At 65.3% G+C, this 26,453-nt stretch carries 22 protein-coding genes and 1 pseudogene; 12 read left to right on the top strand and 11 right to left on the bottom strand.

All coding sequences use genetic code 11. The features are described from left to right. Nucleotides 1-205: 205 nt before the first annotated feature. From I6F33_RS15505 to I6F33_RS15480, 6 genes are all read right to left on the bottom strand, one after another. A complete protein-coding gene (locus I6F33_RS15505; protein ID WP_225143189.1) occupies nt 206-2,608 on the bottom strand; it encodes a TonB-dependent receptor in 2,403 nt (800 codons plus the stop codon). A gap of 144 nt (nt 2,609-2,752) precedes the next feature. Beyond that, nucleotides 2,753-3,160: a DUF2946 domain-containing protein gene (locus I6F33_RS15500; RefSeq protein ID WP_036013788.1), complete on the bottom strand. Its 408-nt coding sequence runs from the start codon at nt 3,158-3,160 to the stop codon at nt 2,753-2,755. A 143-nt stretch (nt 3,161-3,303) separates the two neighbouring features. After that, nucleotides 3,304-5,367: a hypothetical protein gene (locus I6F33_RS15495; RefSeq protein ID WP_225143187.1), complete on the bottom strand. Its 2,064-nt coding sequence runs from the start codon at nt 5,365-5,367 to the stop codon at nt 3,304-3,306. A gap of 136 nt (nt 5,368-5,503) precedes the next feature. Next, nucleotides 5,504-8,314 (bottom strand): DUF4159 domain-containing protein, encoded by a 2,811-nt coding sequence (locus I6F33_RS15490; RefSeq protein ID WP_225143185.1) that lies wholly within the window; start codon nt 8,312-8,314, stop codon nt 5,504-5,506. Further along, complete coding sequence (locus tag I6F33_RS15485; protein ID WP_036013782.1) at nt 8,311-9,255, bottom strand: DUF58 domain-containing protein; 945 nt, start codon at nt 9,253-9,255, stop codon at nt 8,311-8,313. Before I6F33_RS15485 ends, I6F33_RS15490 begins: the two co-directional genes overlap by 4 nt. Beyond that, nucleotides 9,255-10,253 carry a MoxR family ATPase gene (locus I6F33_RS15480; protein ID WP_036013780.1) on the bottom strand — a complete coding sequence of 333 codons (999 nt, stop codon included), beginning with the start codon at nt 10,251-10,253 and terminating at the stop codon, nt 9,255-9,257. The genes I6F33_RS15485 and I6F33_RS15480 overlap by 1 nt, the downstream gene beginning before the upstream one ends. A 268-nt stretch (nt 10,254-10,521) precedes the next feature. Here I6F33_RS15480 and I6F33_RS15475 point away from each other — a divergent pair, with 268 nt between their 5' ends. From I6F33_RS15475 to I6F33_RS15445, 7 genes and pseudogenes are all read left to right on the top strand, one after another. Continuing rightward, a complete protein-coding gene (locus tag I6F33_RS15475) occupies nt 10,522-11,133 on the top strand; it encodes a DUF1285 domain-containing protein (protein ID WP_225143183.1) in 612 nt (203 codons plus the stop codon). Nucleotides 11,134-11,135: 2 nt separating this feature from the next. After that, on the top strand, nt 11,136-11,807 hold the full coding sequence (locus I6F33_RS15470; protein ID WP_036024826.1) for a CoA pyrophosphatase: 672 nt from the start codon (nt 11,136-11,138) through the stop codon (nt 11,805-11,807). Then, nucleotides 11,804-12,067: a DUF6111 family protein gene (locus I6F33_RS15465; protein ID WP_036013774.1), complete on the top strand. Its 264-nt coding sequence runs from the start codon at nt 11,804-11,806 to the stop codon at nt 12,065-12,067. The genes I6F33_RS15470 and I6F33_RS15465 overlap by 4 nt, the downstream gene beginning before the upstream one ends. 10 nt (nt 12,068-12,077) lie before the next feature. Continuing rightward, complete coding sequence (locus tag I6F33_RS15460; protein WP_225143181.1) at nt 12,078-13,334, top strand: CCA tRNA nucleotidyltransferase; 1,257 nt, start codon at nt 12,078-12,080, stop codon at nt 13,332-13,334. Between the two features lie 64 nt (nt 13,335-13,398). Further along, nucleotides 13,399-13,519: pseudogene (locus I6F33_RS38480) on the top strand (sulfite exporter TauE/SafE family protein); the annotation flags it as partial. A gap of 212 nt (nt 13,520-13,731) precedes the next feature. Further along, a complete protein-coding gene (locus I6F33_RS15450; RefSeq protein ID WP_225143179.1) occupies nt 13,732-14,577 on the top strand; it encodes an outer membrane protein in 846 nt (281 codons plus the stop codon). 163 nt (nt 14,578-14,740) lie between these two features. Further along, on the top strand, nt 14,741-15,094 hold the full coding sequence (locus tag I6F33_RS15445) for a cupin domain-containing protein (protein ID WP_109145945.1): 354 nt from the start codon (nt 14,741-14,743) through the stop codon (nt 15,092-15,094). Nucleotides 15,095-15,310: 216 nt separating this feature from the next. Here I6F33_RS15445 and I6F33_RS15440 read toward each other — a convergent pair whose 3' ends face one another. Beyond that, entirely contained in the window at nt 15,311-15,514 is a 204-nt protein-coding gene (locus tag I6F33_RS15440) for a DUF2158 domain-containing protein (protein ID WP_036024831.1), read from the bottom strand. Nucleotides 15,515-15,616: 102 nt separating this feature from the next. Further along, nucleotides 15,617-16,666: a hypothetical protein gene (locus I6F33_RS15435; protein WP_128263021.1), complete on the bottom strand. Its 1,050-nt coding sequence runs from the start codon at nt 16,664-16,666 to the stop codon at nt 15,617-15,619. Between the two features lie 259 nt (nt 16,667-16,925). Between I6F33_RS15435 and I6F33_RS15430 the strand changes: the two genes are divergently transcribed. From I6F33_RS15430 to I6F33_RS15410, 5 genes are all read left to right on the top strand, one after another. After that, nucleotides 16,926-17,309 carry a hypothetical protein gene (locus I6F33_RS15430; protein ID WP_225141486.1) on the top strand — a complete coding sequence of 128 codons (384 nt, stop codon included), beginning with the start codon at nt 16,926-16,928 and terminating at the stop codon, nt 17,307-17,309. Between the two features lie 51 nt (nt 17,310-17,360). Then, nucleotides 17,361-19,058, top strand: a complete 1,698-nt coding sequence (locus I6F33_RS15425) for an efflux RND transporter periplasmic adaptor subunit (protein WP_225143177.1) — start codon at nt 17,361-17,363, stop codon at nt 19,056-19,058. A 6-nt stretch (nt 19,059-19,064) separates the two neighbouring features. Beyond that, nucleotides 19,065-22,184 (top strand): efflux RND transporter permease subunit, encoded by a 3,120-nt coding sequence (locus I6F33_RS15420; RefSeq protein WP_225143175.1) that lies wholly within the window; start codon nt 19,065-19,067, stop codon nt 22,182-22,184. Between the two features lie 30 nt (nt 22,185-22,214). After that, nucleotides 22,215-22,586 carry a hypothetical protein gene (locus I6F33_RS15415; RefSeq protein WP_225143173.1) on the top strand — a complete coding sequence of 124 codons (372 nt, stop codon included), beginning with the start codon at nt 22,215-22,217 and terminating at the stop codon, nt 22,584-22,586. Nucleotides 22,587-22,892: 306 nt separating this feature from the next. Next, nucleotides 22,893-23,876 (top strand): tripartite tricarboxylate transporter substrate binding protein, encoded by a 984-nt coding sequence (locus I6F33_RS15410; RefSeq protein WP_225143171.1) that lies wholly within the window; start codon nt 22,893-22,895, stop codon nt 23,874-23,876. Between the two features lie 292 nt (nt 23,877-24,168). On the opposite strand, the gene I6F33_RS15405 is transcribed toward I6F33_RS15410, so the two are convergent. The 3 genes from I6F33_RS15405 to queE are packed head-to-tail and all read right to left on the bottom strand — an operon-like array spanning nt 24,169 to nt 26,449. Further along, nucleotides 24,169-24,912 carry an HAD family hydrolase gene (locus I6F33_RS15405; RefSeq protein WP_225143227.1) on the bottom strand — a complete coding sequence of 248 codons (744 nt, stop codon included), beginning with the start codon at nt 24,910-24,912 and terminating at the stop codon, nt 24,169-24,171. After that, the gene (gene hemF, locus I6F33_RS15400; protein WP_225143225.1) at nt 24,909-25,796 is read right to left on the bottom strand and encodes an oxygen-dependent coproporphyrinogen oxidase; all 888 of its coding nucleotides are present in this window, start codon (nt 25,794-25,796) and stop codon (nt 24,909-24,911) included. The genes I6F33_RS15405 and hemF overlap by 4 nt, the downstream gene beginning before the upstream one ends. Before the next feature lie 20 nt (nt 25,797-25,816). Then, entirely contained in the window at nt 25,817-26,449 is a 633-nt protein-coding gene (gene queE, locus I6F33_RS15395) for a 7-carboxy-7-deazaguanine synthase (RefSeq protein ID WP_225141493.1), read from the bottom strand. Nucleotides 26,450-26,453: the final 4 nt, after the last annotated feature.

Raw genomic sequence — 26,453 nt, 5'->3', positions numbered from 1 at the left:
GAGAACCCCGGATTACGCTACGCTCCATCCGGGCTACGACACTGCTCGTATCTCATCCGGCTAAGAGACCGTCGAGAAGACGCGCGGCTGCGCGCGTCATACTCCGTCATTGCGAGCGCAGCGAAGCAATCCAGAGTCTTTCCGCGGAGGCGGTCTGGATTGCTTCGTCGCAAGGGCTCCTCGCAATGACGGCGCGTGTCGTTACCTAGAACTTGAAGTTCGCGAACGCCCTGACGCCGATGCCGGGCAACAGCACCTGGTCCTTATTGAAGGAGACGGCATTGCGGATGTTCTCGTTCAACAGGTTGTTGCCGACGAGCCCGACATGCATCTCGCGCGCGCCGAACCAACGTTGATCGAGCTGCGTTTTGTAGCTGACCTCGGCCCTTAGCAGGTTGTAGCCGGGCGTCGGCGTCTCCGCGATAGGTGCGATGTCGTTTTGCGCGAACGCGTGCAGCAGGTTGATCCGGGCAAACCATTCGGCGTCGCGATAGTACACACCACCGCCCAGCCGCTGGGGCGGAATGCGTGGCACGTTAGTGCCGTCGTCGAAGGTCGCGCGCACGATGTCGTATTGACCCTCGATGCCCCAGATCCCGTTCCAGACCGGCATCACGTCGTACTGGAACTGGAATTCGCCGCCCCGGAATGTCGCGTCGCGCTGCGAATAGACCGCCTGATTCAGTTCGAGGCCAGCGCCAAGCTGGCAAACGCCGTCCTCACACGTGTTGCCGGTCAGGCGCCGGTAGATGAAACCGTTGAACTTGGTGTAGTAGCCGGTGATTTCGAAGCGAAGCGGTCCTACCGCTCGTCGCAGTCCCGCCTCGACCGACTTGGCGGTCTCGATGCCGAGATTGGGATTGCCTATGTCGAAAGTGGTGGTGGCATCGTGGCCGCCGCGCGAAAACAATTCCGCCGGTTTCGGCGCGCGTTCGACATATTGGCCGGTGATGCTGGCGACCAGATCCCAAGGAAGGCTGTGGATCAGGCCGATGCTCCCGCTCACCGGCGTGAAGTTGCGGTTGACCGCCGTTGCGGGGCCGATCGCGGCCGGATCGACGGCGAGGTCGAACACATCGGGGACGAAGGCCGGCGCCGTGCCGCTCAACCTTGCGCTCTCGACGCGTCCGGCGATCTGAGCCTTGGTGGCTTCGCTGAACTTGAACTCATTGAAGATGTACCCGGCGACCTTTGTGTTCTTGTTCGGATCGAACAGTCCGTTGATCGGGCTGCCTGGATCGTCCGGACTCGGCGCGGTCAGCTTCTGATGCGACGCCTGAACGCCCACAGCGGTGGTCAGCGCAGCAAAGCGGACGTCGAACGGCGCAAGCTGCACCTCGACGCGGCCTTCCTGTTCCTTGTTGGTGAAGGTTTGTCTCACGCCGAGGGAGCCGAGGTCGGCAGAGTCGGCGAGCCCGACCTCATCGTGCTTATAGTCGGTGGCGCTGGCCCAGAACCGGATCGCATCGATCGCCGCCGCATCCGGCCGATACTCGCCTTTTGTCGTGAACTTTGTTTGTCGTCCGTCGATCCGCGTCAGGAACTCGCTGCCCTCGATACCGGGAATGTGATAGAGCGCGTTGTGCTGCGTGATCGCCGCGCCCACGTAGCCGCCGTCGAAGATGTAGGAGCCGCCGACAGATCCGCCGTAGGCCTGCGATGCCGAATTCGGCTGGCGTCCGTTGAACGGCAGCGTCGGGTCCGTCAAGAACGGATAGCTCGGGATGTTGTAGTCGCCGGCCTTGCGGCCAAAGGCATCGGCGTGGAAGGCAAAGTTGCCGCCGCCGGCATCGAGCAGCACGGCACCTTCGGTCCCGCGATCGACCGAAGTTACGGCCGTCCGCGTTTCCGCGGTGATGCAGCCCGGCGATCCCACGTTTGCCAGCGGCGCCTTGGTCGGGAGTCCGTAAGTCGGAAAGGGCGCCGTGCAGGACGGCAAGGCATCCGGAATTCGATTGTTGGTTGCGCTGACCACGCCACCGATCGCGGTGGAGCCGTAGCGCAGCGTCGCCGGTCCGCGGATGACCTCGACCTGGGTGGCTGCCAGCGGATCAATCGGCACGAAGTGATCCTCGCCGAGATCGGACGCGCCGTTGCTGCCCGTTCCGTTCTCGATAATGCCGACCCGATTGGTGTCGAGCCCGCGAATGATCGGGCGGCTGGATGCGCCGGGTGCGTATTCAGAGCCGGTGATGCCGGGCTTGGAGAACAGGAGATCGCCGAGCGTGCCGCCGCCGTTGCGCCGAATCTCCTCGTTCGGCACCACGGTGACGGTCGCGAATTGATCGGTCACAACAGGCAGCACGCCTTGCTGGGGCGCGGCGGACACGGGAGCTGCCGGTGCCGCTTCAGCCGCCTGCTCGCGGCTGCGCACCCGCGCGGTCCGCGTGCCGCGGCCTGCGTTGCGGGTCGGCACCACTGCTCTGCGTACGATCGGGCTCGGCGCCGTTACGGTGATAGCGGGGAGTTCGGTCGACGATTTGTCTTGTGCCGGCTGTTGTGCCGGTCGTTGTGCCGAGTCCTGGGCGAACGCGGATGTAGCGGCGGCGCCGAGCAGGAGCAGGCTTGCTCCGCCAAGGCGCTGCGCGCGTCGCAATTGAAATGACATGGTCCTGATTCCACTCAGGCGCCGTCCGGATGATGCTCTGCTGATCGGAGGCGGCCTGCCGTCGCGACGCGACGGAATTCGACTTCAACTTCTCCCAGGCACTTGCCGATGTGCGGCGAGGCTGGGTGTGATCAAGCGTTGGAGTCAGGACGCAGGAGGGGCGCGCGGCTGGAACGCCGTGCGGGCCGATGTCAGATGAGCGAACTCGGCGTCGAGGCTGCGCCGGAGCAGCTCGATCGCCTGCGGCAGCAACAGCACGGGCGGCGTCGCCGACACGATCGTGCCCGCCATCGCAATGATGGCGCAGATGGCGCAACTCTCGTCGCGCGAATGCTCGCGGTCGGGACTTGAGGGCGATTGCTTCTCGACGGCGGCGCCGTCGGTTGCTGCAACGTCCTTGGCGCCGCCTTCGATGTGCTGGACCGATGATTGAGCAAAAGGCGCGGCCTGCGCGAACCAATGGCTGTGGCCGAACGTCAGCGCGAGCTGCACCAGCATCGCGAACAACGCGAGCCGGGCGCCGTGCCTGCTATTCGACCGGAACCACTTCATCTGGAAAACGCCACCCCCACACCGAGGCGTCAATCCCAGGACGCCGCGATGTTATAGTATAACATCGCCCGACCGGTTCACCGATGTCAACGGCGGGGGGATCGGCGCATGCAAGCCGCCAAGCCGATGTGTCGTTCGGGCAACTACCGCCCCTCGCGCACCCAGGTCGCCGCAAATGCGCCGAGCAGCAGCAGCAGGCCGATCAGGCCGGAGAAGATCGGCAGCACGCCGACGCCCTTGACCACGCTGGCATCGCGCATCCGCACGCCCATCCAGCCGTCGCCGTGGAACATGCCGACCGAGCGCACCGGCAGGATGCGCGGCAGCTCGAGGCTCGAGCTAGTAGCCACACGCACGGCATCGCCGCCGGTCGCCTGTGTCAGCGGCTTCAACGTATCGACCGTGGAGGTGACTTCCGAAAATTCCTTCGGGTTGGTCGGGCCGACATTGATCAGCGCCTTCAGCGTGCCGTCGGTGGCCTGCCACAGGCCGAGCTCACTCGCCGGCAGGCTGGCGCGCCACTCGCCGGGATCGCCGGCGCTCAGCGTCAGATCCTGCGACACGCCCGACGGCGATGTCACGCTGACGGGCTGGACGCTGTCCGCCATGGTCTGACGCACCACGACGAGGTCCTTGCCCTGCACCTGGAGGCGCAACGCCTCCTCGTCGAGATCAGGCTGCTTCATCAGCCAGTGCGACATCCGCCGCAGCAGGTCGAGATGCGGACCGCCGCCCTCATAGCCGCGCGCCCACAGCCAGATGTGGTCGGACAGCAGGAGCGCGACGCGGCCCTCGCCGAAGCGCGACAGGAACAGCAGCGGCTTGCCGTCGACGCCGGTCATGACGGGCGGGTTGACCGCATTGCGGGTATCGACGGTGCGGAAGAACCGGCTCCAGCGCGGCGGCTCGCTGGCGGAGCCTTCCAGCCCGCGCGTGACGGGATGGCGTTTGCCGAGGTCGGACAGATGCGCATAGAACGGCTTCTCGGTGACGCCGACCGGTTCGGCCGGCAGCACCGAATCGAGCGGCGTGCGCCAGATGCTACTGTTCGAGGCATAGTCGGGACCGGCCGAGACCAGCACGGCGCCGCCTGCACGCACGTAACGCGCCATGTTCTCGAAATAGGGGATCGGCAGCACGCCCTGGCGGGCATAGCGGTCGAAGATGATCAACTGGAATTCGTTGATCTTCTGCTGGAACAGCTCGCGGGTCGGAAACGCGATCAGCGACAATTCGTTGATCGGCGTGCCGTCCTGCTTCTCCGGCGGGCGCAGAATGGTGAAATGCACGAGGTCGACGCTGGCGTCGGACTTGAGCAGGTTGCGCCAGGTGCGCTCGCCCGAATGCGGCTCGCCCGAGACCAGCAACACGCGCAGCTTGTCGCGCACGCCGTCGATGGCGACGACGGCGCGATTGTTCACCGGCGTCAATTCGCGTTCGAGCGGCGAGGCCTCGATCTCGACGATGTTCGGCCCGGCATGCTTGATGTCGACGTCGACGCTCGCGGCCTGGCCGCTGGAGAGCGTGCGCTCGTTGATGACCTCGCCGTCGCGGCGGACGATGACCCTGGCGCGCTCGCCGGTGACACCCTGGTCGTCGAGGCGATAGGAGATGGTCTGGCTCTGCCCGACGATACCGAAGCGCGGCGCGGCGGTGATCGCGATGCGGCGGTCGCGCTCGTCCTTCTGGCCCGTGACCAGCGCGTGCACCGGCGCCTGGAAGCCGAGCGCGGCGGCGTTCGCGGGAATGTCGTGGACGCGGCCGTCGGTGATCAGGAACGCGCCGGCGACGCGGTCGACCGGGACGTCCGCCAAGGCCGAGGCCAGCGCGCCGAACAGCTTGGTGCCGTCGGTCTCGCCGTCGGCCTGTCCGGCTTCGACGACACGGACCTCGAGGCCCTTGATCTTCTTCAGGCTGTCGACCAGCGCCTCCTGCGCTTGCGCAGCTTCGCGATTGCGGTTGCCGAAGTTCTGGCTCGGGCTCTTGTCGATGACAACAGCGGCGACCGAGGTGAGGGGATCGCGGTCCTCGCGGGTGAAGGAGGGATTGGAAAGCGCCAGCAGGAACAGCGCCAGCGCGGCCACGCGCACCGCGGCGCCGCGCGCGCGCGCCAGCAGCAGCACGAGCGCGACAATGACGATCGCGGCGAGCGCGAGCCACAGCACGATGGTAGGAACAAGCGGTGTGAACGCGATCCCGTAACTCATGAGGTCACTCTCTCGGCATCGTCATGGCCGGGCTTGTCCCGGCCATCCACGACTTGCCGCGCGGCACGAAGAACGTGGATGCCCGGCACAAGGCCGGGCATGACGGCCTCCGTTGGGTCCAAATTTAACACCCGCATCATTGCCCCAGCCGTTCGATCAGCGCCGGAGCGTGCACCTGGTCGGCTTTGTAGTTGCCGGTCAGCGTGTACATCACGATGTTGGCGCCGGCGCGGTAGGCGAATTCGCGCTGGCGGGGGTCGCCGCCGGTCACCGGCAGCATGGCCTGTCCGTCGGGCCGCACCGCCCAGGCGCCGGCCAGGTCGTTCGAGGTGATGATGATTGGGGAGACGCCGTCGCCGCCGCGTGCCGGCCGCTGCGCGCTCTCATCGTCGTCTTCGCGCGGCAAGGTCTCGACCCAGGTCTGGCCGGCAGTGAAGCGGCCGGGGAAGTCGCGCAGCAGATAGAAGGTCTTGGTCAGCACATGCTCGCGCGGCACCGGCTCGAGCTCGGGCACGTCGAGCGAGGACAGGATCTCGCGCAGCGTCTGCATCGCTGGGGTCTGCGCCGCGCCGTTGGCGCCGGGCGGCGCCTCGATCGCGTCGCGGGTGTCGAACAGCACGGTGCCGCCCTGCTTCATGTAGACGTCGATCTTGTTGATGGCGTCCTGCGGCGGCTTCGGCGCGCCCGGCACGATCGGCCAGTAGATCAGCGGGAAGAACGCGAGCTCGTCGCGCGCGGGATCGACGCCGACGGGATCACCGGCCTCGAGCGCCGTGCGCTGGGCCAGGAACAGCGTCAGCCCGTTCATTCCCGCCTTGACGATGGAATCGACATCCGCATTGCCCGTGACGACATAGGCGAGGCGGGTCTGCGACACCGACTTCATCGCGAACTCGTCCGTGACGCCGTCGGCGCGCGACGGCGCCGGCGAGAGCGCCGCGAATCCCGCGAGCAGGGCGAGCACGATCATCGCGGGCGCGGCGCGGCGGCGCAGCAGCGCGGCAATGCCGCCGCCGAGCACCGCGATGATGATGGCGTCGATCAGGAACAGCGCGAGCGCCGTCGACAGCAGCCAGCCGCGCAAATCGCGCGGCTCGGCATTGGTGTAGGTGGCGTGCCGGGCGCGCAGGCTCGCGGTGTTCAGGGCGGCGATGCGGTCGGCGCTGGCAAGCGTGTTCACGGCGAGCGGTCCTTCTGCCGGGCCGTAGAAGCCGGGCGGATGATCTGATGTGGCGCGGTCGCGGTAATCCGCAGGAAGCGGCTTGGCCGTCGCGGGCGGCGGACCAAACGCGCCAAATCCGTCGAGGATGTGCAGCGGCGCCACGGTCTCAGTGGTCGCTTCGCCGGCAACGCCAGCGCCGGGCTTCGCGGTGTAGCCGGACATGTCGACCACCCGTCGCAGCATTTCGACGAAGGTGCCCGACATCGGTAAGTCAGACCAGCGCATGTCGGCGCTGACGTGGAACAGGCTGACGAGGCCCTTGCCGCGATGCTCGCCGGTGACGAGCGGGGTGCCGTCTTCCAGCGAGGCCCAGCTCTTGGTGGCGAGCACGGCGTCGGGCTCGGCCAGCACCTGCCGGCTCACGGTGACGTCCTTCGGCACTGCGACCCCGGCGAACGGACCGTCGACGGCGAAGGAGGCGAGATGCTGCGGCTTCTCCCAGGTCAGGCTGCCGCCGAGCGTGCGGCCGCCCTTGCGCAGCTTGACCGGCACGAGGTCGTCCTCCGCCTGTGCCAGCCGGGGCCCAGCGAACCGCACCAGCACGCCGCCCTGGTCGACCCAGGCATTGAGGCGTTCGCGCAACTCGGGGGCGATGGTGCCGACATCGGCGAGGATGATCATCGGTAGCTTCTGGTCGAGGAACTGCGTGATGCCCTGCTGAGGCGAGCCTTTGTCGGCGAGCCGGACGTCGGCGAACGGCGCCAGCGCGCGGGTGAGATAGAAGGTCGGCGCCAGCAGTGGCTGCGCGGTCTCGCTGGTCGCGCCCGAGATGATGCCGATGGCGCGGCGGCGCCAGCGCTTGTCGAGCAGCTGCACCGCGCCGGCCGAGCGCTCGCCGGAGATTTCCAGCCGCGTGATGTCGTTGCGCAGCTCGACCGGCAGGTCGAACGCCGCCTCGGTTTCCTTGTCCTGCGGGCCGAACGAATAGCGCGCTTCGCCGATCGGCGAGGCCTTCTGGTCCAGCGCGCGTACCGTGCCGACCGCAATCCCGCCGTCGGTGCGCAGCACCTTCACCGTCATCTTCGCTGCGGCATTCTCGGCGGCGACCAGGGCCAGCGGCGAGGAGGTGCCGCCTGCGAACACGGTCAGGCTGCGGTCGCCGATGGTCTTGCTGAGGCCGGCCACGAAGTCCTCGCCGCGGCCGGTGTCGACGCCGTCCGAGAGCCAGGCGATCTCGCAGTCGCCGGTGACCTTGAGGAAACGGTCGACCGCGGCCAGCGTCTCGACGCGGTCGATCGAATAGGGCTTTGGCGCCAGCTGCCGCAGCGCGACGCGCGCCGCACCCGCCGGCATCAGCGTGATGTCGCGGTTCGGCTCGGACAGCGGCACCAGCGCGATGCCGCGGCCGTCATTGTCGGCATTGGCGATAAGCTCATCGGCGGTCCTGATCCTGACGTCCCAGTGCGATGCGGCGCTCCAGCCGTCGTCGAACATGATCATCAGCGGCGCCTTGCTCCCGGCGACGCCCGTTTGCGGATTCCAGATCGGGCCGGCGGCGGCGAAGATCACCAGCGCGGCGGCGAGCAGGCGAAGCGCGGTCAGCCACCACGGCGTCCGTGAGGGCGTCTCTTCGCGCGGCGTGATGTCGAACAACAGCCGCGTCGGCGGAAACTCGATGCGGCGCGGCCGCGGCGGCATCACGCGCAGGAGCCACCACAGCACGGGCAGGCTGACGAGGCCGATCAGGAGCAGCGGTTGCGTGAAGGCGAGCGGCAATCCCATCATGCGGCCGGCCCCGCCTTGATCGTCGTGGTGCGTGCGCCGGACTTGCTCACCTGCATGCCGGCATGCAGGAACAGCAAGAGTTCGGCGGCGGAGCGGTCGGTCGCGTGCGTCGTGAACAGCCAGTCGAGCTTGTTGGTCTCGGCACGGATCTGGTCGCGGTGCAGCGCAAGCCGCGCGGTGTAATCCTGCGCCCAGCTCTCGGCGCGGCCGGCGGTGATCACGCCAAAACCTTCGGGCTCGACGAACTCGACGCGGCCGGAATAGGGGAACGATTCCTCGGCGGGATCGACCACCTGCACCATCGTGCCGTGCGCGCCGGAGCTGGACAGCCCGGCGAGCGTCGTCCTGATCTCGGCGATCGGCGACCAGAAATCCGACAGCACGATGATCTCGGCCAGCGCGGCCGGAACGAAGGATGGCGGCAGGCTCAGTCGGTCTGCATCGTCATGCAGCATCGCCTGCGCCATCCTGTCGATGACGCTGCGGCTTGCGGTCGGCGCCATCAGCCCGGGAATGCCGACGCGCTCGCCGCCGGCGACGAGCAGCTCGGCCAGTGCGAAGGCGACGATCAGTGTCCGCTCGAGCTTGGACTCGCGCGCGGTCTTCGAGGCGAACGCCATCGAGGGCGAGCGGTCCGGCCAGATCCAGACCGTGTGCGAGGCTTCCCATTCCAGCTCGCGCACGTACAGATGGTCGTCGCGCGCCGAGCGGCGCCAGTCGACGTTCTGCGACGGTTCGCCCGAGACGAAGCGGCGGTACTGCCAGAAGTTTTCGCCCGAGCCGGCGCGGCGCCGTCCATGCAGGCCGTGGATGACGTTGGCGGCGATGCGGCGGGCCTCGAGCACCAAGCGCGGCAATGAAGCGGCGAGCGTGCGGCTTTCGCCATCTGCACGTCGGATCGCCAATATCTCCTTCGCTGCCCGCCCGTTCTCCGCTGCCATCAACCGATCCGTGTCTTCAATTGCCGGATCACGTCCGGAATCGTGCGGCCTTCGGCGCGCGCCTGGAACGTCAACGCCATGCGGTGCTTCAGCACAGGCTCGGCAAGGTCGAGCACGTCGTCGATCGAGGGCGCCAGGCGCCCGTCGATCAGCGCACGCGCGCGTACCGCCAGCATCAGGGATTGGCTGGCGCGCGGGCCGGGACCCCAGGCAATGAACTTGCCGGCTTCGCCGGAGTCCGGACCCGGGCGGGCCGAGCGCACCAGCGAGAGAATTGCTTCCACCACGGAATCGCCGACCGGCAGGCGCCGGATCAGGCGCTGCGCGGTGATCAGCGCATCGGGCGTCATCGCGCCCTTGGCCAGCGTCTCCTCCGCGCCCGTGGTTTCAAACAGGATGCGGCGCTCGGCATCGCGGTCGGGATAGTCGACGTCGATCTCCATCAGGAAGCGGTCGAGCTGGGCTTCGGGCAGCGGATAGGTGCCTTCCTGCTCCAGCGGGTTCTGCGTCGCGAGCACGTGGAAGGGTTTCGGCAGATCGTGACGCGCGCCGGCGACGGTGATGTGCTGCTCCTGCATCGCTTGCAACAACGCCGATTGCGTGCGCGGGCTGGCGCGGTTGATCTCGTCGGCCATCAGGAGCTGCGCGAACACGGGACCGGCAATGAAGCGGAAGGCGCGCCTTCCCGCGGTGCTCTCGTCCAGCACTTCGGCGCCGAGAATGTCCGATGGCATCAAATCGGGCGTGAACTGGATGCGCTTGGCGTCGAGACCGAGCGTGACGCCGAGCGTCTCGACCAGCTTGGTCTTGGCAAGGCCCGGCACGCCGATCAGGAGCGCATGGCCGCCGGAGAGAATGGTGACCAGCGTGTTCTCGATCACGCGATCCTGGCCGAAGATGACCGAGGCGATCGCGTCCTTGGCCGCGCGAACCTGGCTCGACACCTGCTCGGCCGAACGGACGATCCCGTCCTCGAGTTTCTCGACACTCTCCGCCATTCGCTTGCTCCTTCAGCCTGTGCAACGCGGCTTGCTTGCATCGTCAGCCTGTCACGTCAGGTCATCACGCCAGATCATGGGCCCCATGCTAGACTTGCAGGAAAGCCATGTATTCGTTGAATTAACCTATCCCCACCTTATCGGCTTCGGGGTATGTACGGCATCACGAAGTGGCGACCTCCACACCGGGCTATTCCGGATGGAACCGCGCACCTAAGTACAACGTAGACCTGCACCAATCGTGCCAATCACAAAGTCAGGGCAAACCATGGCGAACCAAGGGCAGAGCGCCGATCGGGGTCTCGAGGGACTGACTGCCGCCGCCAAAAGCGCTGCCAATGCCGAAGGCGCCAAGAAGGGCCTGCCTCCGGTGCATCTGTGGAATCCGCCGTTTTGCGGCGATCTCGACATCCGAATCGCCTCCGATGGTACTTGGTTCTACATGGGGACGCCAATCGGGCGTCCCGCCCTGGTGCGGCTGTTTTCGACCATTCTCAAGCGCGAGGGCGACAAGCATTTCTTGGTCACGCCGGTGGAGAAGGTCGGTATCCGCGTCGACGATGCGCCGTTCATGGCGGTCGAGATGCAGAAGGACGGCGAGGGCAGCCATCGCGTGCTGCACTTCCGCACCAACGTCGACGACTGGGTCACCTGCGACGCGGCGCACCGGCTGCGCTTCGAGCAGGCGGAGGATGGCGGGCTGACGCCCTATCTGCACGTCCGCGCGGACCTCTGGGCCAAGGTGACGCGCGCGCTCTATTACGATCTGGTTGACATGGGCGAGGAGCGGATGGTCGATGGCCAGCCGATGTTCGGTGTCGAGTCGGCCGGCGAGTTCTTCGCCATGGCCGATGCGGAGCAGGTGAGGGCGGCGCTTTGAATTTGAACAACCCTATCCTGACGAACGAGCCGGTCGCGCTTGGCGCTGCGGATTTCTTCGCCCGCTCCAAGGCGAGGCTCGGCTTCGACGTGCCGCCCGGCCTCTATGATCCCAACATCATCCCCGCCTCGGGCGATCCCGGCACCGACAAGATGCTCGAGATCATCGCGCGCGAGCAGCCGGTGCGTCCCGCAGCGGTCCTGATCGCGGTGGTCGACCATCCCGAGCCCACCATCCTGCTGACGCAGCGCTCGGCGCATCTCAACGACCATGCCGGCCAGATCGCCTTTCCCGGCGGCAAGATCGACGCGATCGATGCCTCGCCGCTCGATGCGGCGCTGCGCGAGGCCGAGGAGGAGGTCGGGCTGGCACGCGACTTCGTCGAGCCGCTCGGCTATCTCGATCTCTACGGCACCGCCTTCGGCTTCCGCATCCTGCCGACGGTGGCGAAGGTCAGGCCGGGCTTTTCGCTCAGCATCAACCATTCCGAGGTTGATGATGCCTTCGAGGTGCCGCTATCCTTCCTGATGAATCCGGTGAACCACCAGGTGCACAGCAAGGAATTCCGCGGCACGCCGCGATCCTATTACGCGATGCCGTTCGCGGAACGCTACATCTGGGGGGCGACGGCGGGCATGCTGCGTGTGCTGTATGAGCGGATCTATTCGTCATGATCCGGACGGTTCTGACCGAGATCGGAATCTTCCTCATCCCCTTTGCCGTCTATGCGCTGTTCCTGGCGGCGACGCGGTCCGGTGTGTTCGCACGCTCCTCATGGCCGGTCGCGATCGTCGCGCGTCTTGCGCTGGTGGCGATCGTGCTGGTCATCGCCGGCCTCATCGGCTTGGCGGAGTTCTCCGGCGCGCCGCCGGATTCGACCTACGTCCCCGCCCATATCGAGGACGGCAAGCTCGTGCCGGGCACGGAAAAGTAGGGGCGGGTCCATGAGCGCGGAGCCTTTACTCGCCGATGCGCCCTGGCTGACCGCAGGCGGCACCGCGCGCGTCCTGGCGCTGCTCGGCACCGATGGCGAGGAGGCGCGTGTGGTCGGCGGCGCCGTGCGCAACGCGCTGCTCGGCCTTGCGCCGGGTGACATCGACATCGCGACCACGGCGCTGCCCGACGAGGTGATACGGCGGGCCAAGGCTGCCGGCATCAAGAGCGTGCCGACCGGCATCGACCACGGCACCGTTACGCTGGTGATCGATGCCCACCCCTATGAAGTCACGACGTTGCGCGAGGATACCGAAACCTTCGGCCGCAAGGCCAAGGTCGCGTTCGGCCGCGACTGGGTGAAGGATGCCGAGCGGCGCGACTTCACCATGAACGGCCTGTCGGTCGATGCACGCGGTGTGGTTTACGATTATGTCGGCGGCATCAACGACGCCAAAGCGCGGCGCGTGCGCTTCATCGGCGATCCCGACCAGCGCATCGCCGAGGATTACTTACGCATCCTGCGCTTCTTCCGCATCCATGCCGCCTTCGGCGCCGGCGATCCCGACCCGGACGGCTATCTCGCCTGCATCCGCCGACGCGCGGGCCTGGCCAGCCTGTCGGCCGAGCGGGTGCGCATGGAGATGGTCAAGCTGCTGGTCGCCGGCGGTGCGGCTGCGGCCGTGCGAGCCATGGCCGAGGGCGGATTGCTGCAGGCGTTGACTGGCGGCGTCGTCTATACGGGTCCCCTGGACACGATGATCGCGATCGAGCGCGAACTCGGCCTCAGGCCCAGCAGCACGCGGCGCCTGGCCGCGCTCTCGGTCGCCGTCACCGAAGACGCCAAGCGCCTCGCCGTGCGCCTGCGGCTCTCCAATGCCGAGGCCAAGGCGCTGGATTCGATGGGGCACCGCTGGTGGCGCCTCGCCACCAAGGACGAAGCCAATGCACGGCGCTTGCTGTACCGGCTCGGGCCCGAGAGCTATCACGATCGCGTATTGCTTGGCTGGGCACGCAACGGCGGCGACGTCACCTCGATACGCTGGCGCGCGCTTGCCGAGCTGCCGCAGCGCTGGACCGCGCCGAAATTTCCGCTGAAGGCCGCCGACTTCATCGCCCGCGGTCTCGCCGAAGGACCTGCGCTCGGCCATGTGTTGGCGCTCGCTGAAGACGCTTGGCTCGCAGCGGATTTCCCGCTGGAAGAAGCCGCGCTCGCTACGCTCGCCGATCAAGCCGTGGCCCGCATCAGAGGCGGCCAGAAAGATTGACCATCGTCTCGGGCTTCGCCGATATCTCGCTTCTGCAGCTTCTGCTTCGGTATGGCCGTGCCCGGCGTTCTTCGCCAAGGCCTTCGTCGATGCCGGTGCACATCCGCACCGCGATCCTCGATGCCGCCGTGATCACCGGCGGGCTGGTGATGATCTCGGCAGCGGCGAGGCAGCTCGTGGTCTAACGACGCCGGCTGAAAATGGCGTTCTTGGCGTCTGAGGAGCATCTGATGTCGCGAAAATCTGGCGGCGTCGCGTCAGGCGAACTTCGCGCGCACAAACCGTGTTCCGCAGTTCCACGCTGTGTCGCCGACGCTACAGCAATATTGCGAGACCACCTCTATACCTTGGCTTAAGCGGTGCCGCCTTGTCACGCGCACAGCGTTCGAGGGAAGTCATGAAATCCATTGTCTCCAAATCCATCGTCTCTGCTGCCCTTCTGGCCTCGGCTGTGTGTCTCTCCCACGCCGCCTCCGCGGCCGATCTTGCCAGGGCCTACACCAAGGCGCCGCCCGCGCCGGTCGCATTCAGCTGGACCGGTTTTTACGCCGGCGTGCATGGCGGTTATGGCTGGAGCGATCCGACGGCGACCTTCGATCCCGGCGCGCTCGCAACCGGGACGGTGCCCGGCTATGTCGTCACGGGTGGCACTGGGCCGTTCACCCTGGATGTGAGCCCCAAGGGCGGATTCGGCGGCGGCCAAATCGGCTATAACTGGCAGTCCGGCACGTTCGTGTACGGCCTGGAAGCGGATGTCAGCGGCGCTGCCATCAGAGAGACGGCGAGCCGCCCCTTCAGCGTCACCGGAACGATCGGCGGCGACAATGGCGCCTTCACCGGCGTATTCAATCTCAAGCAGGAAATCGACGTCTTCGGCACGATCCGCGGACGTCTCGGATACGCGGCGAACAATGTGCTGATCTACGGTACCGGTGGCTTCGCCTGGGGCCACGTCAAGAACAGCATCTTCACCTCCAACCTCGCCACGCCGAATATCGCCAATTTCAACGGCTTCTTCCCGGCCCTGACGCGAAGCGCGTCCTCGTCCGACGTCCAGGTCGGCTTCTCCGCGGGTGGCGGCATTGAATGGGCTTTCGACCCGCGCTGGACGTTCAAGGCCGAGTACATCTACATCAATCTCGGAAAGTCGAACGGCAATGCTCTTGCATTCCCCGGCGCGTCCTTCACGGACACCGAGGTTCAGCTTCATACGGCCAAGGGCGGCATCAACTATCGGTTTTGATCCGATCGGCATCAGCTCGTAGGGATGGGTTTCGCCGTTGCGAAACCCATCCTTGTGCCACTCCCGGCGTCGCAGCAGTCTCGTATTGTGATTCAGCTCGTGCTAACCGGCGCAGCTCGTCTTGCAAACGCGGACCAGACTGCTGCTTGTCCAGGGAGACGCCATGAAAGCACCCGCAAATCTCGCCGAGAAGCTCGCAACCTTTACTGATCGCTTCTCCCCGCGCACGGTGGCGACCTATAACGACAACGACATCATGGTGGCCAAGCTTGAGGGGCCGTTTCATTGGCACAAGCACGAGGACACGGACGACTTCTTTCTCGTGCTCAGCGGGACGCTCGACATCGAGCTGCGGGACCGCACGGTCACCCTCAACCCCGGCGAGGTTTTTGTCGTGCCGAAGGGCGTCGAGCACCGGCCGGTGGCGCGTGGGGAAGTGCACATCCTCTTGATCGAACCGACGGGGACGCCGAATTCCGGAGACAGGGCCACGGCGGCGCCTCGTATCCTCGTCTGATCAACCCGCGCCCGTCATCGGGGCCGCGGTGAGGCCCTCGACGCACAGCGCCTTCACCGTCGAGCCATTGGCGGCGAGCTTCGCTTGCGAAATCCATCGCTTGCGCTTCTGCGACATCCAGCGATGTCCGCTATCGCCCTGTGGTTGACAGGGAAGCGGACATCGGGCGCGCCGGAGCCGAACTCGGCTCGCACGAGAATGCAGTCCGAGAAGTGCCTACTCCTCGTCATCATCTTCGTCTTCGTCGTCCTCGTCGTCTTCTTCCACCTGCACGAGCACGGCGAGCGGCAGCGTCTCGCGGAACAGGTCGCCTTCCATGCCCATCCACAGGCACAGCGCCTCGTTCTCCTTCACCTCCGCGACGGTCAGCGGCTGACCGCCGGATTTCAGCATCACGACATCGCCGGCCTTCAGATCCATGGATTGTCCTTTCGGTTGATCGACACGGCCGACGCTAACAGGCCGTCATGACAGGCCGATCACGCCGGCTACCGGTGCCGGAAGGTGTCTCCGCGGTACGGCTCAGCTGCGCTCGCTCGTGACCGGCTGGTTCGGCAGGCACTGGTTGCTGAAATAGCCGATGGCATCGCGCGCGAGCGGAACATGGCAGAAGAAGCCGGTGGGGCGGTATCGCACCCTGATGCGATCCAGCTGCGCCATGGTCAGCGTCATGAACGCGTCCAGCCGGCGGGCCTGAAGCTGTAGCCTGTGCTCATTGCTGTCGCGTGGTTTGTCGAGCTTGCGATCGTTCGGCACGTCGTTGCCGGAGGCCGGAGCTTGCAACGCATTCGGTCCGCCGCGGAGCACCTCGAAGCAATGGTGCATCACCAGGACGTGGTGCTTGGCGCTCCACCAGTTGATGGTCACGACCTTCTGCAACGCATCGATCTCGCCATCCGCCCGCCTGGCACAGAGGTTGACGTAGGATTTGAGCCCATTGGCCGTCGGGTCGTTGCACAATTCGTCGCTGGGGCGTCCAGGATCGGCGCCATTGAAGATCGCACCCTTGAACTGCGGAAGGTTGGCGTCGGAATCGCAATCGAAGTTGTACTTGGTGAGCAGCGTTGCCGTCAGGGGATCCTGGTCAAGCGTGTGCTCTGCGGCCGGATCGCGCCCGAGGTCGCTGGGCCAGTCGATGTAGATCTCCGCCTTGCGCGCAAAGATGGCGCCGTTCCGCCGCAGCGACGTGCGCGCCTTCCAATAGTCCGAGAACGAGCCGAATGTCTTGGAGTCCACCGGAATGAAAGCGGGGCTTGCCTGCGCCTTCAGCGAGCCGAACTGCTCGCGCAGCATGGTCTCCTGCTGGATCTGCACGTCGGCGAAGGCGTCCGAGATCTCGAGGAAGGTGTCGGTCGCCTTCTGCATGTCCGCCTTGGCCTGCTCGCCGACCTTCTGTTCATAGGAATTCAGGTACTGGAAATATCCGCCCAGGAAGCCGGTCAGCAGGGTCACGGCCGTCAGTCCCTTGGTGACCGAGAGGCGGCTGTCCCAGGATTGAATTCTCTGCCAGATACCCGCCGCCTTCACCGGGGATCGCGTGCGCGCTGCCTGCTTCGGAAGGTCCTGCTCCATTGTCGCCTCCAACTCGCCACGCCCCATGGCACGAGGCTACCGCAATCCCGGATTGCGGCTTGTGAAGCATTTCACTTCAAGTAAGGCAGGCGGGCTGCCGGATGTCGGGCGGCGGCAGCTCCTCGATCGAACGGGGAGGGTGTCTGGACCACCTCCCACGCGATGCGAACGTCGCCTTGAATTCGCGGTCGGCATCGCCTAGTTTTTCGGCGTGCCGCACGGTGTCCGCCACCATCTTCGTCAACTCGCCAGAACGGCCATGTTCGTGGCGATTTTTGCGTTTGTGCTTCAGGCGGCCCTGATCTCGGTCTCGCAGGTGAAGGCGGCTGTTGGCGCCATGCCGATGCCGTCCGTCACGCTCAGCGGTTCCCTGCATTTCCACGATCAGCTGGCCGGCCACGTGCATTCCCACGCCGGCGACGACGCGGAAGGCCACGTCCATGACGGGCCGGATCACGACGAGGACGGCGCTCCCGGCGTGGCCTGGGACATGTTTGGCACCTCGATCGCCTCAGCGCAGGTCGTTCACCTGCTCAGCGTCTTCGAAGTGCTCGGCGCCATGGACCTGCCGCTCGCGCGGGCCATTGTCGGGGTGCGCCCCGACGGACTCGTCCGGCCACCAAGTACCTTCAGCATCGCGTAGTCCCGGCGGCGCTTCGGTCGCCGCCTTTTCGCATGTCTGAAGGATCTTTCGATGTTGATGAATCAGCGCTGCCCGAAAGGGCTCGCAGCTCTTGGGCTGGCTGGCGCTTTTTGGTTGGCGAGCCTGGTCTTTGCCTTGTCGGGCGCCTTTGGCCATGAGGGGCACGATCACGGCGACGCCGAGAAGACGGCCGTCGTGTCCTCAGCCTATCCGAGGATTGCCGCGCGCTCCGAGCTCTACGAAATCGTCGGCATCCTGAAGGACGGCAGGCTGTCCGTCTTCATCGATGATGCCGCGACGAACGAGCCGGTCTCGGGCGCCGCCTTGCAGGTCACGATCGGCGATTCCGCCCCGATCGAGGCATCGAGCCAGGAGGACGGCGTCTACACCGCCCCGATTCCGAACGGCACACCATCCGGATCGGTCGAGGTGATCTTCTCGATCAACGCTAGCAGGGGAAATGATCTGCTGGTCGACTCGTTCATACCGCGTGCAGAGGCCCGGCCCGCAGAGCAGAAGCACGCGCCCGGCTGGCTTCTCTCGACCCGAGCCGCCATCGCCGCGTCCGTGCTCGCCGCCTTGGGCTTCGGCGGTCTCTTCGCCTATTGGAAGCGGCGTGGCCGCTTCATGGCGGCCTCGATGTCCGCGGTGTTGGCGGGGGCTTTCGTCATTCTCGCCTCCGTCATGTTCGGCGAGGGCCGGACCAATGCAACGCAACCAAATCCGCCTGATGTTCCCGCGCTGAGCGATGCCCCGCGCCGTCTGCAAGACGGCACCGTCTTCGCGGCCAAGCCGACGCAGCGTCTGCTCGAGGTACGCACCGCTGCAGCCGAGCCGCAGACGATTCATCCCGCCGTCACCCTGATCGGCCGTGTCATGGCCGACCCCAACCGCAGCAGCATCGTGCAGAGCATCTACGGCGGCCGCGTGGTTCCCGGCGATGACGGTATCCCCCGCATCGGGCAAACCGTCCGCAAGGGCGATCTGCTCATCCGGATCGAGCCGCATCTGCCAATCGCCGACCGCACGACGATCCTCGAGAAGGTCGGCGAGATCGAACAGCTGATGGCGATCACGGACAACAAGCTGCGGCGTCTCCGGCCGCTGGCCGAACGCGGCGCGGTGCCGCAAGGGCAGGTCAACGACCTCGAAAGCGAATTGGAGGGTCTGCGGGCGCGCCGCGAGACCGTTCGCAATTCCCGCACCGGCTTCGAGGAACTGCGGGCATCGACCGATGGCATCATCACCTCAGCCAAGGTCGCGCCGGGCCAGGTCATACAGCCCCAAGACGTCCTGTTTCAGATCGCGGACCCAAGCAGTCTTTGGGTCGAGGCGCTCGCCTATGACGAAATCGGCTTGAAGCAGCCTGAAGCCGCAACGGCAATGGCTCCGAACGGGCAGCAGATTGCGCTGAGCTTCGTCGGGACGAGCCGGGCGCTGCGCCAGCATGCGTCCGTGGTTCAGTTCGCCATTCCGGAGCCACCAGCAGGTCTCAACATCGGTCAGCCGTTGAATGTGATGGTCCAGGCCGGAGCGCCCGTGTCTGGCCTGGTCGTGCCGCGCAATGCCGTCGTTCGAAGCGGCAACGGTGAGAATATCGTTTGGCTGCACACAGAGCCCGAGCGCTTCGAGCCGAGGCCGGTTCGCGTGGTGCCGGTGGACGCAGCCCGCGTGATTGTGGCCGCCGGTGTCAACGAAGGCGAACATATCGTCGTGCGCGGCACCGACCTCATCAACCAGATCCGGTAGCCGACCATGTTCAAGCTCATCGTCCAGACAAGCTTGCGCAATCGCCTATTCGTGCTGGCGGTCGCCGCCGTCCTGGTCGGCTACGGCCTGTTCGTCCTGCCGAGCGTTTCGGTCGACGTCCTGCCTGACATCAACCGCCCGACCGTCAACATCCTGACCGAGGCAGAGGGGCTGGCGCCCCAGGAGGTCGAACAGCTGGTGACGTTCCCGATCGAGACGTCGATGAACGGCATGCCCGGCGTCATTCGCGTGCGCTCGGTCTCGGGCGTTGGTCTGTCGGTCGTCTATGTCGAGTTCGACTGGGGCGTCGAAATCTACCGCGCCCGGCAATTCGTCTCCGAGCGGCTGGCGCTGATCCGCGAGCAATTGCCGTCCGCGGTCAATCCCCAGATGGGCCCGGTGACCTCGATCATGGGCGAGATCATGCTGATCGCGCTGACGAGCGATGGCACGGCTTCACCCATGGACGTGCGCGAGATCGCCGACTTCGTCGTCCGACCGCAACTCCTCGCCATTCCCGGCGTCGCCCAGGTGATACCCATCGGCGGCGAGGTCCGCCAATATCGCGTGACGCCGAACGTCGCCACCATGCAGGCACTCGGCGTCACCCATGATCAGATCGAGCAGGCGGTCGCAAGGTTCGGCACCAACAGCGGCGGCGGCTTCGTCGACCAGCATGGCCGCGAATATCTGATCCGCAATGTCGGTCTCACCAGGCGTATCGAGGACCTCCGCAACACCGTCGTCGTCAACCGCGGAGAGCAGCCGATCCTGCTGAAGCAGATTGCCTCTGTGGATTTTGCCGCGCGGACCAAGCGCGGTGACGCAGGATATAACGGCAAGCCCGCCGTCATCGTCAGCGTCATGAAGCAACCGGCTGCGGATACCGTAGCACTGACGCGCAATGTTGAATCAACGCTGCGGGAGCTGCAACGCACTATGCGCGGGGGCATCAGCGTCACCAACGTGCAGTTCCGGCAGGCCACCTTCATCGAGACCTCGATCGGCAATGTCGAGCGCGTCCTGATCGAGGCCGCGATCGTCGTCGCAATAGTCCTGTTCGTCTTCCTGATGAACGGTCGCGCCGCGTTCGTGTCGCTGACGGCCATTCCAATATCGATCCTGGTGACGGTCCTGGTGTTTCGCGCCTTCGGCCTCACGATCAACACCATGACGCTGGGCGGCCTCGCCATCGCGATCGGCGAGCTGGTCGACGATGCCGTCGTGGACGTCGAAAACATCCTGCGGCGCCTGCGGGAGAACGCCGCGTCGAGCACGCCGCGCCCTGTTCTCGACGTGATCTCCGGCGCGAGCCAGGAGGTTCGTTCCAGCATCGTCTATGCAACGATGATCATCGTCCTCGTCTTTGTGCCGCTGTTCGCCCTTCCGGGAATCGAAGGGCGGCTGTTCACGCCGCTTGGCGTGGCCTATGTGGTCTCAATCCTGGCTTCGCTGCTGACCTCGATCACGGTGACGCCGGTGCTGTCCTATTATCTGCTTTCGGGACGAGCTCATTCAGGTGACCGCGAGAGCTTTGTCGTCACGAAGCTGAAGCAGGCCAATCGGCGGGTGCTCGGCTGGGCCTTCCAGCGGCAGGGCTTGGTGCTGGTCTTCGTCGCCGCTGCGGTCGCGGTGGCAGGCTATGCCGCGAGCCAGATGCCCCGCAGCTTTCTTCCTCCTTTCAACGAGGGGACGCTGGTCCTGTCGCTGCAGTACAATCCAGGCATTTCGCTCGCGGAATCCAACCGTCTTGGCCTATTGGCGGAGCAGTTGCTCGCAAAGGTGCCCGAGGTGAAATCGGTCGGACGGCGCACCGGCCGCGCCGAACTGGATGAACACGCCGAAGGCGTGCACTACAGCGAGGTCGATGTCGATCTCACACCGTCCAAGCGCCAGAAGGCGGACATCTATGCGAGCATCCGGGAAGCCCTGTCCGCGCTGCCGGCGTCGGTGGCCATCGGACAGCCGATCAGCCACCGCCTCGATCATCTCCAGTCCGGTATTCGTGCCCAGATCGTGCTCAAGATCTTCGGCCAGGACATCGAGATGTTGCGGCGGCTGTCCGAAACGGTGCGCCAGCGTCTGTCGACGATCCCGGGTCTGGTCGATCTCCAGGTCGAGAAGCAGGTGCTGATTCCGCAAGTGCGGGTTCAAATCGACCATGCTCGCGCCGCGCTTCACGGCCTGACGCCGGCTGCGGTCACCCAGGCACTCGACGCGCTGTCCAATGGCCGGAAGGTCTCCCAAATCGTCGACGGCAATCGCCGTTTCGACGTCGTGATGCGCCTGTCGGAGCAAGACCGTTCGACGACGGGACTGCACAATTTGCTCATCCCGACCGGCTCGGAGTTCGTCCCGCTGAGCGCTTTAGCCGACATCGTCGAGACAGACGGGCCGAACCAGATTCAGCGGGAGGGGACCCAGCGCAGGATCGTCGTGTACGGCAACGGGGACGGACGCCGCGACATCGCCGATATCGCGGCCGACATTCAGAGGTCGGTTCGCGAGCTCGATTTCCCGCAAGGCTACACGACCAGCCTCGAAGGCGCGTTCCAGGCCCAGCAGGAGGCGACCTGGCGCATCGGCATTCTGTCGCTGGCCTCGATGACGATGATCTTCGTCGTCCTCTACAGCCGCTACCGGTCGATCGCACTGGCGCTGATCATCATGGGAGGTATTCCGCTCGCCCTGATCGGCAGCGTCGCCGCGCTGAAGATCTCCGGGCAGCCCTTGTCGGTGGCATCGATGATCGGCTTCATCACGCTGGCCGGCATCTCGGCGCGCAACGGGATCTTGAAGATCTCGCACTACATCAATCTCGCCATCCACGAAGGCGAGCGTTTCGGGGCCGGGCTGGTCATTCGCGGCAGCATGGAGCGCCTCAGTCCGGTGCTGATGACGGCGCTTTGCGCAGGACTAGCGCTCACGCCGCTCTTGATCGGCGCGGACGAGCCGGGCCGGGAAATCCTGCACCCGGTGGCCGTGACGATCTTCGGCGGCCTGCTCAGCGCCACGGTCCTCGACACAATCGTGACCCCGATTCTGTTTCTGATGTTCGGCCACCGGCCGCTGCAGCGGCTCGTGGCCGGACACGCCGCAACGTTCACCCCCGCGGAAGCCTATTGATGCGCGCGGACAACCACCGAGGAGCCTGCAATGAGAACTTATATCGGCCTCGCCATGACGGCTGTGATGATCGCGACGCTGGATGTTGCCGCGGCGCAGACGAAGGGCAGCAACGGCGGCCCTATCGTCAAGTCGCAAGGGCATCCGATCGAATTCGTCAGCAAGGGGACGGACATCGTCTTTTACGTTGGGGATGACGATGGATCGCCGCTGTCGACGAAGGATATGCGGGGACGCGCAACGATACAGGATGGCGGCAAGACGGTCACCGTTCCGCTTGCGCCGGCCAATCCCAACATGATGACGGGAAAGCTGCAAGCCGAGCTGTCGCCAAAGGCGATCGTGGTGTTCTCCGGCAGCTTGCACGGTCATTCGTTGACCGCGAGATACGCTGCGCAATGATTGGGGCGTGAAAGACCGCGTTTGCGCCCGCAACGCGGCGGAGCTCGCGACCTACATCGCCGAGAAAGGCAAGCCGCTGCTGACGCTCAAGGTGAAGCGTGGGAGTTGAGACAACGCGTAGGCAAAACTCGACAACGCTTGGAAGAGCGAAGCGCCACCCCTCGGCAGGTTTGCACGCCGGCGATTTCACCGCGACAAAGCGCCTGTGATAAATAGTGGATCAATCAATACAATCTGAGCATCAATCGGGATGGCATGTGCACGTAAAATAGGCCCTCAGAAAAATGTCGCAACGGAGGATCGACAATGGGCAATGCAACTCTTTTATCGAAGATTCGATTTGGCGCAGCTGGCATCCTGCTTCTTGCCGCAACCTCGATGGCATACGCGGCCTGGCCGGAAAGGAATATCACCTTTATCGTTCCATTCCCGGCGGGAGGCTCGTCCGACATGGTCGCGCGAGCAATCGGACAGAAGGTCTCCGATACGCTGCGGCAGCCGGTGGTCGTCGAAAACCGCTCCGGCGCAACGGGCGCTCTTGGAGCAACAGCGGTGGCCCGGGCGCCAGCGGACGGATACACCGTTCTCGTCGGCTCGATCGGTGTCTATGCGACGAATCCATTTCTTCAGCCTAATCTGAAGTATGATCCTCTGAAGGACTTCGACCTTTTGACGGTCGCCGTGCGCGCACCGAACGTCCTGGTCGCCAACTTGAACTTTCCGGCAAACACCGTCGCCGAATTGGTGGAGCAACTGAAGAAGGCCCCCGGCAAGATCACTTTTGCAAGCTCGGGTGCGGGTTCGTCCGATCATCTCACGGCGGCGCTGTTCTGGCAGCGCACTGGGACGACCGGTCTCCATGTGCCGTATCGCGGCGGGGCGCCTGCGGTGAGCGATCTCCTCGCGGGGCATGTCAACGTATCGTTTCAAAACATCAACGCCGTCATCGGGCAAATTCAATCCAAGCAGCTCAAGGTTCTCGCCATCACCGGCGATGCCAGATCCCCTCTTTTGCCCGAAGTGCCTACCTTGAAGGAACTTGGGATTGAAGGTGTCGACGTCTTTTCGTGGCAGGCGGTAGCTGCTCCGAAGGGCCTTCCTGCCGACGTGAAAGCAAAATTGCATGGCGAGATCGTCGCGGCGCTGAAGGCACCGGACGTACGCAAACGAATGGAGGATATCGGCCTCGAAATCGTGGCTAACACCCCGGAGCAATTCCGGGAGTTTCTGGTCTCTGAGCTGGCCCGCTGGAAGCGGGTCATCGAGACCGGCAATATCACCGTGGAATAGGTTGCCTTTGGGCGAGTTCGCCGGAGCGCGACTGGAGCATGATCCGGAAAAGTGCGTAGCGGCTTTCCGAAAAGATCATGCTCAAGCAATAAGCTTAAGCTAAAGCGCGATGACGATACATCCTAATCGCATCGCGCTCCAGGCTCGATGGCAACCCTTGCGAACGATGCCATAATACCCCTGTTTTGCCCGACGGGTCAGAAATTTTTCGTAAAACCCGTAAACCCTTGATTTTACAGCAGCGCGCTACTGTGCATGGGGTTGTTTTTCGAGTCTTGTGTTGGCGGGCTGATTACGGCCGCTCGGGCAGCAGCTCGGTCAGCGAGCGGATGATGCGGTCGGGCTTGATCGTCGAGCCCTCGGGGAGGCCCTCGCCATGCACGTCCATCCAGATCGCATAGATGCCGAGGCGCTGCGGCGTCACGACTTCCCATTCCAGATTGTCGCCGATCATCCAGGTGTCCGCAGGCGTGACGCCGAGCGCCTGCATCGCATGCAGATAGGCGCGCTCCTCGGGCTTGCCGAAACCGTGCTCGCCCTCGATCTGGATGTGGTCGAAGCGATGCGCCAGCTCGAAGCGTTCGACCTTGGCGCGCTGCATGTCGGCGGCGCCGTTGGTGACCAGCGCGAGCTTGATGCCGAGCGCCTTGAACTGATCGATCGCCTCGTGCGCGCCGGGAAAGACGAACATCTCCTCCTCGCGATAGGCGGTGAAGCGGTCGGCGAGGCGAATGGCGAGGTCGTCGGGCAGGGCGCGATGGCCTGCGGCTGCGAGCGCGGCGAAGCCGCCCTTCACCGTCAGGTGCCGCGCCTCGGCGAGCTTCATCCGCCACGCGGCTTCCGCATTGGCCCAGAAGTTTCGCGCGAAGGCCAGCACCGCGGTTGCGACCATCGGCGGCGGCAGCGGGGCGAGCTCTTCGGCGAATTCGGCGGTGATCGTATTCCAGGCGATCTCGGGCCTTCCATAGGCCGACAGGATGGTGTCGTCCATGTCGATCAACATGGCGCGGGGCAGCGGCGGCAGCACGGTGTTCATGGCCACTTCACCTCCGGCGGCAGCGACGACAGGATGGAGTCCACGTTGCCGCCCGTCTTCAGCCCGAAGATGGTGCCGCGGTCGTAGAGCAGGTTGAACTCGACGTAGCGGCCGCGTCGGATCAATTGCTCCTCGCGGTCCGCAGGCGTCCAGGCGCTCGCGAAGTTGCGCCGTACGATCTCGGGATAGATCTTCAGGAAGGCGCGGCCGACGTCCTGGGTGAAGGCGAGGTCGGCGTCCCAGTCGCCGCTGTCGTGCCAGTCGTAGAAGATGCCGCCAATGCCGCGCGCCTCTTTCCGGTGCGGCAGGTAGAAATACTCGTCGCACCATTTCTTGTACTTGTCGTAGTCGGCAACGCCGCTCGGCTGCGCGCAGGCCTGCTTCATCGCGGCATGGAAGGCAATGCTGTCGGGATCGTCCTGCGTCCGCCTTCGCTCCAGCACCGGCGTCAGGTCGGCGCCGCCGCCGAACCAGGCTTTCGTGGTGACTACGAAGCGCGTGTTCATGTGCACGGCAGGGACATTCGGATTGCGCATGTGCGCGATCAGCGAGATGCCGGAGGCCCAGAATTTTGGATCCTCCGCCGCGCCGGGGATCTGGGCCCGGAATTCGGGTGCGAACTCGCCGTGCACCGTCGAACAGTGCACGCCGACCTTCTCGAACAGCCGGCCATGCATCATCGACATCACGCCGCCGCCACCGGCCGCGCCGGAATGGTCGGTGCGCTGCCAAAGCGTGCGCTTGAAGCGGCCGACCTCGCCCGGATAGAGGCTTTGCGGCGCGTCGTCCTCGAGCCGCTCGAAGCTCGCGCAGATGTCGTCGCGCAAGCGCTCGAACCAGGCGCGGGCGCGGGCCTTGCGGGCTTCGATCGTCGTCACGTCCATCTGCATTCGCGGGTCGCGTCCTATCTGATGCCGAGCGATTTGTGGGTCTGCACGCTGAGCCGCCATTGCGGATGGTGCAGGCAATAATCGATCGCGCGCGCGGTGTTCTCGATGACCTCAGGCCCGTCCATCGGCTGCAGCGAGAAGCGCTCGAAGGCGAGATCCTCAAATGCTTCGGGCATCGCCAAGGCCTGGGGATAGACCAGCTTCAGCTCGTGGCCCTGGCGCAGGACCAGGTCGCTGCCGCCCTTGGGGCTAACGCAGATCCAGTCGAGCCCATCAGGAGCTGCGATCGTGCCGTTGGTCTCGACGCCGATCTCGAAGCCTCTTTCGTGCAGCGCCTCGATCAGTGCGGCGTCGACCTGGAGCAGCGGCTCCCCGCCGGTCAGCACCACATAGCGGTTGGCGGCCGCCGCCGTCCATTGCGCGGCGATGGTATCGGCGAGTTCCGCAGCCGAGCCATAGCGCCCGCCGAGCGTGCCGTCGGTGCCGACGAAATCCGTGTCGCAGAACTTGCAGGTCGCATCCGCGCGGTCAGCCTCCCGCCCGCTCCAGAGGTTGCAGCCGGCAAAGCGGCAGAACACCGACGCGCGCCCGGCATGGGCGCCTTCGCCTTGCAGGGTCAGGAAGATCTCCTTGACCGCGTAACTCAAGCCT

This window comes from Bradyrhizobium sp. BRP20 (assembly GCF_020194215.1).
In the GTDB taxonomy this organism is placed as follows: domain Bacteria; phylum Pseudomonadota; class Alphaproteobacteria; order Rhizobiales; family Xanthobacteraceae; genus Bradyrhizobium; species Bradyrhizobium yuanmingense.
The sequence above is the reverse complement of the archived record's forward strand: the minus strand, read 5'-3'. Positions and strand labels throughout refer to the sequence as shown.